The organism is Streptomyces polyasparticus, from assembly GCF_014493765.1.
In the GTDB taxonomy this organism is placed as follows: Bacteria; Actinomycetota; Actinomycetes; order Streptomycetales; family Streptomycetaceae; genus Streptomyces; species Streptomyces polyasparticus.
In genome coordinates this window covers 59,227-69,934 of record NZ_JACTVJ010000035.1, presented here as the reverse complement: position 1 = coordinate 69,934, position 10,708 = coordinate 59,227, and the positions used below count along the sequence as shown (strand labels likewise).

12 protein-coding genes are annotated in these 10,708 nt (G+C 71.1%); 5 read left to right on the top strand and 7 right to left on the bottom strand.

All coding sequences use genetic code 11. The features are described 5' to 3' along the window. The 6 genes from H9Y04_RS42425 to H9Y04_RS42405 all read right to left on the bottom strand — a co-directional run. A partial coding sequence (locus H9Y04_RS42425) for a rhodanese-like domain-containing protein (protein ID WP_268980562.1) occupies positions 1-173 on the bottom strand: 173 nt, incomplete at its 3' end. 152 nt (positions 174-325) lie between these two features. Further along, positions 326-409, bottom strand: a complete 84-nt coding sequence (locus tag H9Y04_RS48495; RefSeq protein ID WP_368858445.1) for a putative leader peptide — start codon at positions 407-409, stop codon at positions 326-328. Between the two features lie 228 nt (positions 410-637). Then, positions 638-1,372: an LmeA family phospholipid-binding protein gene (locus H9Y04_RS42420; protein WP_187819613.1), complete on the bottom strand. Its 735-nt coding sequence runs from the start codon at positions 1,370-1,372 to the stop codon at positions 638-640. Positions 1,373-1,491: 119 nt separating this feature from the next. Continuing rightward, positions 1,492-2,940 (bottom strand): hypothetical protein, encoded by a 1,449-nt coding sequence (locus H9Y04_RS42415; RefSeq protein ID WP_187819612.1) that lies wholly within the window; start codon positions 2,938-2,940, stop codon positions 1,492-1,494. Positions 2,941-2,950: 10 nt separating this feature from the next. After that, a complete protein-coding gene (locus H9Y04_RS42410) occupies positions 2,951-3,205 on the bottom strand; it encodes a MoaD/ThiS family protein (RefSeq protein ID WP_187819611.1) in 255 nt (84 codons plus the stop codon). A 111-nt stretch (positions 3,206-3,316) separates the two neighbouring features. Continuing rightward, the gene (locus H9Y04_RS42405; protein ID WP_187819610.1) at positions 3,317-4,138 is read right to left on the bottom strand and encodes an alpha/beta hydrolase; all 822 of its coding nucleotides are present in this window, start codon (positions 4,136-4,138) and stop codon (positions 3,317-3,319) included. A 287-nt stretch (positions 4,139-4,425) separates the two neighbouring features. Between H9Y04_RS42405 and H9Y04_RS42400 the strand changes: the two genes are divergently transcribed. From H9Y04_RS42400 to H9Y04_RS42380, 5 genes are all read left to right on the top strand, one after another. Then, positions 4,426-5,214 carry a response regulator transcription factor gene (locus H9Y04_RS42400; RefSeq protein WP_236072121.1) on the top strand — a complete coding sequence of 263 codons (789 nt, stop codon included), beginning with the start codon at positions 4,426-4,428 and terminating at the stop codon, positions 5,212-5,214. Positions 5,215-5,238: 24 nt separating this feature from the next. Then, positions 5,239-6,264 (top strand): LacI family DNA-binding transcriptional regulator, encoded by a 1,026-nt coding sequence (locus H9Y04_RS42395; RefSeq protein WP_187819609.1) that lies wholly within the window; start codon positions 5,239-5,241, stop codon positions 6,262-6,264. Between the two features lie 107 nt (positions 6,265-6,371). Continuing rightward, entirely contained in the window at positions 6,372-7,511 is a 1,140-nt protein-coding gene (locus tag H9Y04_RS42390) for a S1C family serine protease (RefSeq protein ID WP_187819608.1), read from the top strand. A gap of 62 nt (positions 7,512-7,573) precedes the next feature. Next, the gene (locus H9Y04_RS42385) at positions 7,574-8,302 is read left to right on the top strand and encodes a response regulator transcription factor (protein ID WP_187819607.1); all 729 of its coding nucleotides are present in this window, start codon (positions 7,574-7,576) and stop codon (positions 8,300-8,302) included. Then, on the top strand, positions 8,299-9,711 hold the full coding sequence (locus H9Y04_RS42380) for a sensor histidine kinase (RefSeq protein ID WP_187819606.1): 1,413 nt from the start codon (positions 8,299-8,301) through the stop codon (positions 9,709-9,711). Before H9Y04_RS42385 ends, H9Y04_RS42380 begins: the two co-directional genes overlap by 4 nt. 42 nt (positions 9,712-9,753) lie before the next feature. Here H9Y04_RS42380 and H9Y04_RS42375 read toward each other — a convergent pair whose 3' ends face one another. Then, the gene (locus H9Y04_RS42375) at positions 9,754-10,635 is read right to left on the bottom strand and encodes a phosphatidylinositol-specific phospholipase C (RefSeq protein WP_187819605.1); all 882 of its coding nucleotides are present in this window, start codon (positions 10,633-10,635) and stop codon (positions 9,754-9,756) included. Positions 10,636-10,708 lie beyond the last annotated feature (73 nt).

The following is a 10,708-nucleotide window of genomic DNA, read 5'->3' as shown; positions in this document are numbered from 1 at the left end:
TCACGGCGGACCGGGTCCTGGAGGTCCTTGGTCCAGTCGATCCGGATCGCGTTCTTGATGTGGTTCTTCTCGTAGGCAGAGGTGTCCTCGTCGACCTCGACGATCGCGACCTGGGGGTTGTCCAGGTTGGCCTCGACCCAGTCGGCGTCCACCAGGACGTCGGTGCGGCTCATGTGCTGTCTCCTCCGGGGCAGTTGCGGCAGGGGTGCGGCAGGGGCATGCAGAACGGTGCGCGCGTGCAGGGCACGGGGTGACCCCGAGCCGTCACGGCTCAAGAGGTCCGGGGGAAGCGGGGATCAGCGGCCGTAAAAGGCCAGGTGCCCGCTCAGACGGTGCGACAGAGCATGGCGGCGACGCGGCACAGGTCCACTGCCCGCCGCTTCGTGAGATCCGCCGCCTGTTGCTTCATGGGCCCGATCGTAGGGACGTATCGGTCGCCGTGTCACCGGTCGTCCGTATTTTGATACGCGATCGTCCGGATCCCGAGATGGAGAGCCCCCGAGGCCCTGCGTGACGGGCCCGATGGCCCGGTGTCGCGCCCGTCACACCCCGAAGATGGACGGGTGCGTCTCGCACTGCGGGATGCGGTGGCGGTACGGGGTGCGGAATGCGCTGCCGTACGAGCAGAACGGCGGGGTCAGCCGACGAGCTTGACCTGGGTGCCGGTGACCGCGATCTCCACACCGTCCTGCACGGCCTGCACGGACTTGAGGTCGATGCCCGCGGGGAGCCCGTCGAGCTTCTGCTTGAAGTCGGTGATCTCCCGCATCTTGCGGTCCGCGACCGAGACGCCGGCCACCTTGGGCATGGCGTCGGCGTGTACGTAGACCGTGTTGCCGTCCTCGACGGTCACCGTGCTGGTGACACCGACCGGCGGGAGCTTCCTGCCGAAGACGGAGATCTCGATGGCGACCTTGATCTTGCCCCCGCCGCCCGGCGAGAGGCCCACGACCTTGGCCTGCATCCCGGGCGCGACCTCGGCGGCCTCGACCTTCGCGGCCTTGAGGAGTTCGTCGTACGTGATGCGCGCCGTGCCGTCGGCGCTGTCGGCGGTGGCCGAGCTGTAGCTGTCGGAGAAGGCGACACCCCGCATCGTGGCGTCCAGCTCGGCGATACGGATCTTCTTGCCGTCCTCGGCGGGAGCCTCGTAGTCGTCGATGCCGATCGACACGTCGTCGAGTTCGCCGCCGGCGAGCTGGGTGAGGAAGGGGAACCCGTTGATGGACACGTCCGGCTTCTCGGCCAGGCCCTCGCTGATGCGTATCTTGTCCGCCGCCTCGTCCTCGGCGAAACCCACGAGGATGCGATCGGCCGCGACGAAGAGTCCGCCCAGGATCACGGCGATGATCAAAGTTATTCGCAGTCCGCGCACGGTGTTGCCCCCGCCTCTGTGTCGTTCCGGCGAGCGTAACGGGGCGGTCGGCGGGGACGCGGGGGCCTGGGGATCTTGTCGAACACCTGTGACGTTCCGAACCCCGGCCCCACCGCGCCTCAGCCGATGACCCGCCCCAGCAAATACACCGCGGGCGCGGCCGCCGCGAGCGGCAGGGCGACACCCGCCGTCATGTGCACGAACCGCGACGGATAGTCGTAGCTGGCCACACGCAGCCCGATGAGCGCACAGCCCCCGGCACCGAACCCGAGCAGCGCACCGCCCGACCCCAGCCCCGTCAGACCCCCGGCCGCGATCCCCGCCCCGGCCCCCGCAAGCAGCGCGACCACCACGGAGGCGACGGACGGCAGCGGCAGGGCCCGCGCGACCACCGCGACGGCGACGGCGAGCGCCCCCACGGTCGCGGCGTCGGACGAGGCCCCGAGGAACCCGGCCGCGGTGATCGCGAGCGCCGCCGAGGCGACGGTGGCCATCAGACCCTGCATCCGGTCGTCGGCGTCCGCGCGCGAGCGCAGCTGCAGCACCAGCGTGAGCAGCACCCAGACGCCGAGCGTGCCGATGATCGCGGCGGGGGCGTGCTCACGGCCGGCCGCGAGCAGCACGATGTCCGCGGTGAGCGCGCCCGCGAAGGCGAGCGCGATGCCCTGGCGTGCGGGCCACATGCCGTTCAGACGGAACCAGCCGGCCGCCGTCAGGGCCTGGAGCACGAGCAGCGGTACGAGCAGGGCGTACTCGCCGATCGCCGCGCCGCCCGCGAGCAGCAGACCGATACCGGCGGTGATCCCCGCGGGCTGGATGCCCGGCGCGATGATCGGCGAACGGCCCTCGGCGCGGGCCCGCTGGGCATCGGTGATCCGCTGGTTGCCCACGATCGTGGCGGGCCCGTAGGCCGGTGCGCTCTCGGGGGTGGGCTCGGCAGGGGCCGGGGTGTAGGGCTCCTGCACGGCCCGCGGAGCGGACTGCTGCGCGGGCTGCTGCACCGGTGCGGCGCTGTAGGCGTACGCGTCGGCGGCGCGCTCTTCGTACGGGTAGGCGGGGGCGGACGCGTGCTGCGGCTGCGGCTGCGGCTGCGGCTGCGGCTCGGCGTACTGCGCCGCGTACGGGTCGACGGACTGCTGCGCGTACGACTGCTGCGGCTGCTGCGGCTGCTGCTGCATGTACGGCTGCTGGTGCTGCTGTTGCTGCGCGTACGGCTGCGGCTGGTCCTGGGCGTACGGCTGGCCCTGTGCGTACGGCTGGTCCTGTGCGTACAGCTGGTCCTGTGCGTACGGCTGGCCCTCGGCGTACGGCTGCCGGGGGGCCTCCGGCGGCAGGGGGCCCGCGCCGTAATTCTGCGGCGGGAGGTACGCGGTGTCCGCCGCGGCGCCGTGGGTGTGCGGCTGCGACTGGGTCTCCCAGGTCTGGCCCTGCCAGCGCTGGGTGTGCGGCCCCTCGTCGTAACCGGGGGCGCCCGCGCCCGTGGGCCACTGGGGCTCGGACTGCTGCGGCTGCTGCTGCGGCTCGTAAGGTCCGGGGCCGCCGCCGTGTCGGCTGTGCTGGTCGCTCATCGTGTACGGGTCACCCTCCTGCGAACGGCGGGAGCACCTCGACCGTGCCGCCCTCGGCAAGGCGTACGGTCTCATGTCCTCGGGTACCCACGGGGTCGCCGTCGATGAGGAACGAGCATCGCTGCAGTACGCGGACGAGTTCGCCGGGGTGTCGGACACGGGCCGCGTCCAGCGCTTCCGCCAGCGTCTCGGCGTCGTAGGGCTCCTCTGCGAGGCCGGCGGCGGACTTCGCTGCGGCCCAGTAGCGGATGGTGCCGGTGGCCATACGGCCTCCTTTCGGGTTGCCCTCCATGATGCCGGTCCGCTGGGGTGCGCTGTCTTCCGCGGGTGGGTGGGGGTTCGGGTGGTGCGCCTGCGCCACCCACCCCAGTGCCCCTCAGGCCGAGGCCGAAGCCGAAGCCGCCCAGCCACCGATCCGGGCCAACAGCTCATCGCCGGCCGCATGTTCCGCGTGGCCCATCCCGGGCTCGATCCAGAGCTCGGCCCCGGGCGCCGCCGCAGCCAGCATCCGCGGGTGGTCCAGCGGGAAGTACGGGTCGCGGTCGCCGTGGACCACCAGGAGCGGCGCCGGGGCGAGCAGCGGGACCGATTCGACCGGCGACAAGGGGACCGGGTCCCAGTCCTTGTGGTGGATACGGGTGCCCAGGACGTGGCGGCCGACCACGCGGCCCGTACGGCGGGTGATCAGCCAGTGCAGGCGCCGCATGGAGGGCGTACCCCGGTAGTACCAGCGGGCGGGAGCGCTGACGCAGACCACCGCGACGGGGCGCGCTTCCGTGCGCCCCCCGTGCAACGCGCCGTGCCGGAGCACCACCGAGCCGCCCATCGAGAAGCCGACGGTCACCACCCGCGTGCAGCCGAGCGAGCGCGCCCACTCCACCGCCGCCGCCAGATCGAGCACCTCGCGGTCGCCCACCGTGGAGCGTCCGCCGGAGCGCCCGTGACCCCGGAAGGAGAAGGTGATCACGGCTCCGAACTGCGTGAACACGCCCGCAGCCCGGCGTACATGGGGCTTGAGCAGATCGCCCGTGAAACCGTGCGCCACGACGATAGCGAGGTCCGAAGGACCCTTCACACACGGCTCGTACGCCGCCTCGATGGCCACCCCGTCCGCCGTACGCAGCGTGGTGCGGCGCCTCCCCCGCGTGATCGGTAGCACAGAAGATCGCGCTGCTTGACCTGCCACGGGTGAACTCATGTGGGCTATTCTCCTTCTCGGAGGATCCGGGCAGCGTAGCCCCCGGGTCCTTTTGTGCTTTTCTGCAGGGTTTAGGGGTTAAGGCCCGTCCACCCCTTGGACGGAGTCGGACACCCCGCCGCCCTGACAGGGCGCAGCGGGCCCAGGGCGCGGGTCCCGCACACGCAGTGCAGCAACACCAGCAGTGCCGTAAACGTCCTCGCAGGGACCGAGGAGGAACCAGACGTTATGGGCGAGCGAACCGTGCACGACCGTCTTACGACCGTGGCCGAGGCAGGTGAGCGGCGATGAGTTCTCTGCTGCTCCTGACCAATGCCCTTCAGCCGTCGACGGAGGTGCTGCCCGCCCTCGGACTGCTGCTCCACAACGTGCGGGTGGCCCCCGCCGAGGGCCCCGCTCTCGTCGACACCCCTGGTGCCGACGTCATCCTGATCGACGGCCGCCGTGATCTGCCGCAGGTCCGCAGCCTGTGCCAGCTCCTGCGGTCCACCGGACCCGGCTGTCCGCTGATCCTCGTGGTGACCGAGGGCGGTCTCGCCGCCGTCACCGCGGACTGGGGCATCGACGACGTGCTCCTGGACACGGCGGGCCCTGCCGAGGTCGAGGCACGCATCCGCCTCGCGATGGGCCGGCAGAACCTCACCGGCGACGACTCCCCGATGGAGATCCGCAACGGTGATCTCTCGGTGGACGAGGCCACCTACAGCGCCAAGCTGAAGGGCCGCGTCCTCGACCTGACCTTCAAGGAGTTCGAGCTCCTGAAGTACCTGGCACAGCACCCCGGCCGCGTCTTCACGCGCGCCCAGCTGCTGCAGGAGGTCTGGGGTTACGACTACTTCGGCGGTACGAGGACGGTCGATGTCCACGTACGAAGGCTGCGGGCGAAGCTCGGACCGGAGCACGAGGCGCTGATCGGAACGGTCCGGAACGTCGGTTATCGCTTTGTTACGCCGGAGAAGGTGGAGCGCGCGGCGGAGGCCGCGAAGGCAAAGGCCCCTTCGGACAAGGGCTCCGAGCCGGTGCTCCCGCCGCAGGACGAGCGAACGGAAGCTGACGTACGACCTGCCAAGAGGTGACTCTTCCCGCGTAGACTGCCGCGCGTGGCCAAGGTGACGCGGGACGATGTGGCGCGACTGGCGGGGACTTCCACCGCCGTCGTGAGCTATGTCATCAACAACGGACCCCGGCCGGTCGCCCCGGCCACGCGCGAGCGGGTACTCGCCGCCATCAAGGAGCTGGGTTACCGCCCGGACCGGGTGGCACAGGCGATGGCGTCCCGCCGCACGGATCTCATAGGCATGATCGTGCCGGACGCGCGCCAGCCGTTCTTCGCGGAGATGGCGCACGCCGTCGAACAGGCCGCCGCCGAGCGCGGAAAAATGGTCCTGGTCGGCAACTCCGACTACCTCGACGAGCGCGAGGTGCACTATCTGCGGGCCTTCCTCGGGATGCGGGTCTCCGGTCTGATCCTGGTCAGCCAGGGCCCGAGCGAGCACGCGGCGACCGAGATCGACGCCTGGGACGCCCGGGTGGTGCTGCTGCACCGCAGGCCCGACGCGATCGACGACGTCGCGGTCGTGACGGACGACGTCGGCGGAGCGCAGCTCGCCACGCGTCATCTGCTCGATCACGGTCATCCGTACGTGGCCTGTCTGGGCGGTACGGAAGGGACGCCGGTCGTCGGCGACCCCGTCACCGACCACGTCGAGGGCTGGCGCCTGGCGATGAAGGAGGCGGGCCTCTCCACGGAGGGCCGGCTCTTCGAGGCCCCGTACAACCGCTATGACGCCTACCAGGTCGCGCTCTCGCTGCTCGCGGGCCCCGACCGTCCGCCGGCCCTGGTGTGCGCCACGGACGACCAGGCGATCGGTGTGCTGCGCGCGGCGCGCGAGCTGCGGATCGACGTGCCGGGCGAGCTGGCGGTGGCCGGCTTCGACGACGTCAAGGAAGCGGCCCTGACGGATCCGCCGCTGACCACGGTGGCCTCGGACCGGCCCGCGATGGCCCGGGCGGCCGTGGACCTCGTCCTCGACGATGCGCTGCGCGTCGCCGGCTCGCGCCGTGAGCGGCTGCGGCAGTTCCCCGCGCGGCTCGTCGTGCGGCGTTCGTGCGGCTGCGGTTCCTGAACGGGTCCGCGTAGCCGGGCCGCCTTTACATCGGACATACACGGTTCTGCCGGGCTTCTCAGCACGCGCTCAGGAAGCTCTCATGATCCGCGGCAAAGCTCTGAGACATGACCGAGAGCTACCGCCAGAGCGGCAACCACCCCGAGCAGCAGCCCTCCTACGACACGGCGTACGGCACGACGCCCCCGGCGTACGGCTCGTATCCGCCGCCCCCGCCGCACGCCCCCGCGGCACCGGTCAGCGTCGCCCCCGGCACCACCGTCTGGCCCGCTTCGGAGCCGGCGGCCGGCGGCAGCGGTGACGGCGGCGACGGACAGCCGAACGGCTGGGCGGCCTTCGGCCACGAGCCCGCCGCGCACCCGGCGCCCGCGCACCGCAAGCGCGCCCGCGGTCCGATAGCGGTGCTCGCCGCGGTCGCCCTGGTCGCCGCGGCCGTCGGCGGCGGCACCGCGTACGCCGCCCAGGAACTCTTCGGCACGAACGGCTCCACCCCGACCGGCATCAACGGCACCAACGCCTCCGCCGGCAGCAAGGGCACCGTCGCCGGTGTGGCCAACGCGGTCAGCGACTCCATCGTGGAGATCAAGGCGAATACCGGCAGCGGTACGTCCACGGGCTCGGGCGTGATCATCACCTCCGGCGGCGAGATCATCACCAACAACCACGTGATCGCCGGAGCGAGCGAGATCCAGGTGCAGACGAACGACGGCAAGAAGTACTCGGCCAAGGTCGTCGGCACCGACAGCAAGAAGGACCTCGCGCTCATCAAGCTGGAGGACGCCTCCGGCCTGAAGGCCGCCACGCTCGGCGACTCCGACAAGGTCGGCGTGGGCGACGAAGTCGTCGCGATCGGCTCCCCCGAGGGCCTGACCGGCACCGTGACCAGCGGCATCATCTCGGCGCTCGACCGCGATGTCACCGTCTCCACCGAGGAGCAGCAGGCGCCGGGGCAGCAGGGCGGCGGGCAGTGGCCGTTCGAGTTCGGCGGGCAGCAGTTCAACGGCGACACCGGCTCGTCCACCACCACGTACAAGGCGCTGCAGACCGATGCCTCGCTCAACCCGGGCAACTCCGGTGGCGCCCTGATCGACATGAACGGCGAGATCATCGGCATCAACTCGGCGATGTACTCCCCGACCTCCGCCTCCTCGGGCTCGAACGCCGGCAGTGTCGGCCTCGGCTTCGCCATCCCGATCAACGACGTCAAGGCCGACCTCGCGAAGCTGCGCGCCGGTTCGACGACCTGACCGTGCGAGGCTGAGAGCTGAGAGCGGCCCAATCCTGAGAAGACACGAGGAACCGACCACCGATGAGTCCCGCCGAAGGCGAAGCCCAGCGCATCCTGATCGTCGACGACGAGCCCGCCGTGCGCGAGGCGCTGCAGCGCAGCCTCGCGTTCGAGGGGTATGCCACGGAGGTGGCGGCGGACGGCGTCGAGGCCCTGGAGAAGGCCGCCGCCTTCTCCCCCGAGCTCGTGGTCCTCGACATCCAGATGCCCCGGATGGACGGCCTCACGGCCGCGCGGCGGCTGCGGGCGGCGGGCTCGACGACGCCGATCCTGATGCTCACGGCCCGGGACACGGTGGGTGACCGGGTCACGGGTCTGGACGCGGGTGCGGACGACTACCTCGTCAAGCCCTTCGAGCTCGACGAACTCTTCGCCCGTATCCGGGCGTTGCTGCGGCGCAGCTCGTACGCGGTGACGGTGGCCGCGGACCAGGTCGACGACGATGTCCTGTCGTTCGCCGACCTGCGGATGAACCTCGCGACGCGGGAGGTCGTACGGGGGTCGCGGCCCGTGGAGCTCACACGGACCGAGTTCACCTTGCTGGAGATGTTCCTGGCCCATCCGCGGCAGGTGCTCACGCGGGAGCAGATCCTCAAGTCGGTGTGGGGCTTCGACTTCGAGCCCTCGTCCAACTCCCTTGATGTGTACGTGATGTATCTGCGCCGCAAGACGGAGGCGGGCGGGGAGCCTCGGCTTGTTCATACGGTGCGGGGTGTGGGCTATGCGCTGCGGACGGGCGGCTCCGAGTGATCCGTAGGTTCCGTGCGCTGCCGCTGCGCTCGCGTCTCGGGCTGCTTGTGGCCACCGCGGTGGCGGTCGCCGTGGCCGCGGTCGCGGCGGCGTGCTGGTGGCTGACGCGCGATCAGCTGCGCAATCAGATGGACGACACGCTCCGGTCGATGAACGTCTCCCAGCAGATCGTGGACCTGCGCGTCTGCCGACAGGAGGCGCCCCAGACACCGGACGGTGACGTGCGGCCGTTCGTCAGCAACCTCAACGCCTCGGTGCAGCTGTCCTTCCCCGACGGCAGCCACTGCTGGGTGGACGGCACGAAATCCCTCCCGGTGACCGGCAAGGACCTGGGCGTCTTCGAGGACGGCAAGCCCGTCATGTACGACGGCACCGCGACCGACGGCACGAAGATGCGGGTCTACACCGAGCCCACGCGCTTCCTCTACAACGACCAGCCCGTTGCGGTCACGGTGGCCAAACCGCTCAGCGACGTCACCGAGCCCCTCAACACCTTGGCCATGGTGCTCCTCGCCGTGTTCGGCCTGGGCGTGGTCGGCGCCGGGGCCGCAGGCCTCGTCGTGGCCAGAACCGGGCTCAAGCCCGTCGACGACCTGGCCGACACCGTCGAACACGTGGCCCGCACAGAGGACCTCACTGTCCGCATCCCCGCCGACGGCGACGACGAGATCGCCAGGCTCTCGCGGTCGTTCAACGCCATGACCGCCGCCCTGGAGAGCTCACAGGAGCGCCAGGCCCAGCTCATCGCCGACGCCGGGCACGAGCTGCGGACCCCGCTCACGAGCCTGCGGACGAACATCGAACTCCTCGCCCGCAGCGAGGAGACCGGGCGGGCCATCCCGCCCGACGACCGCAAGGCCCTGCTCGCGAGCGTCAAGGCGCAGATGACCGAACTGGCCTCCCTGATCGGGGACTTGCAGGAGCTGGCCAGGCCCGACACGAACCAGGCGGCCAAGGTCGAGGTCGTCGGCTTCCACAAGATCGCGCAGACGGCTGTGGACCGTGCCCGGCTGCGCGGGCCCGAGCTCACGATCGACGCCGAGCTGGCACCCTGGTACGTACGGGCCGACGCGGCCGCCCTGGAGCGCGCCCTGGTCAACGTCCTCGACAACGCGGTCAAGTTCAGCCCGCCGAACGGCACCGTCGAGGTCGCCCTCGACCGCGGCACGCTCACCGTCCGCGACCACGGCCCGGGCATCCCGGCCGAGGAACTCCCGTATGTCTTCGACCGTTTCTGGCGCTCCCCCACCGCACGCCAGCTGCCCGGCTCGGGCCTCGGTCTGTCGATCGTGGCCCGTACGGTGCAGCACTGCGGCGGCGAGGTCGCGCTGCGGGCCGCGGAGGGCGGCGGCACGGTCGCGGTGGTGAAGCTCCCGGGGGCGCCGACGCCGCCGCCGGACAGCCGGTAGGGCCTGCCCGGCAGCAGCGGACAGGCCGATCTCCGCTGCCGGCTACGGATTGTGCGCGAGCACCGCCGCGAGCAGTCCGCTCACCGCCTCCGGAAAGTCCATCGGCACGATGCCGAGGCCCGTCCAGCCCGCCGCCTCCGAGGAGTTGAGGAAGTCCCGGGTCTGCGGGTTGAGCCGGTCCGCGTTCCAGTCGGGCGGCAGACCCGCCGCCGTACTGACGAAGTTGATGTACTGCGGGCCCGGCGAGGACGCGGCCCGCCGGAAGTGGTCGCGGATCCTGGGCCACTTGGCGAACGGCTCGGCGTTGTAGTCGTCCTGGATCGCGAAAAGGGACGAGTCGCCCCAGCGGATGCCGCCGGGCAGCCCGCCGTTGTCGGCCATCAGGACGACCTTGCCGCGGGCCGTGCCGAGCGAGGGCCAGCTGCCGCCGATGTGGAAGAGCGGGCGCCAGCCACGGTTGTCCAGATAGTCGTCGAACACCGCGCGGAACTCGGCGTCGCCCACCTGCGAGTACTCCTGCTTGACCCGCATCAGGACCGTCTCGGAGGGATGCGCGGCGAGGAACTCGCGGCAGGCGGCGAGGACGTCGCCGAACATCAGGTTCTGGAAGAACGCGCCGTGATGGATCGCGTACGAGCCGCCGGTGACCCGGCAGCGGATGTCCAGGAAGCGGACGCCGGCGGCCAGTTGCTGGGCGAACGTCCAGTTCTGGCACTCCACCCAGAGCCCGCCGTGGCGGGCGCCCGAGTCATGGGTGCCGGGGATGGTGAGCCTGGTCAGCGGGGTGGTGTCGGCCTGTCCTGCCATCCAGTCGGCCGTGGCCGCGGTGCGGGCGCGGGCCGGCGCCACCCCTGCGTACGAGAGAAGTCCCGCGGCGGAAGCAGCCGCCGCGCCCCTGAGAACACTCCGTCGGTCGATGCTCATGGGACCAGGGAAGCGGATGCGGCGGGCGGGAGATAGACAGCCAAGTGTCTTGCCTATGGCGGTGGTTGGTGCG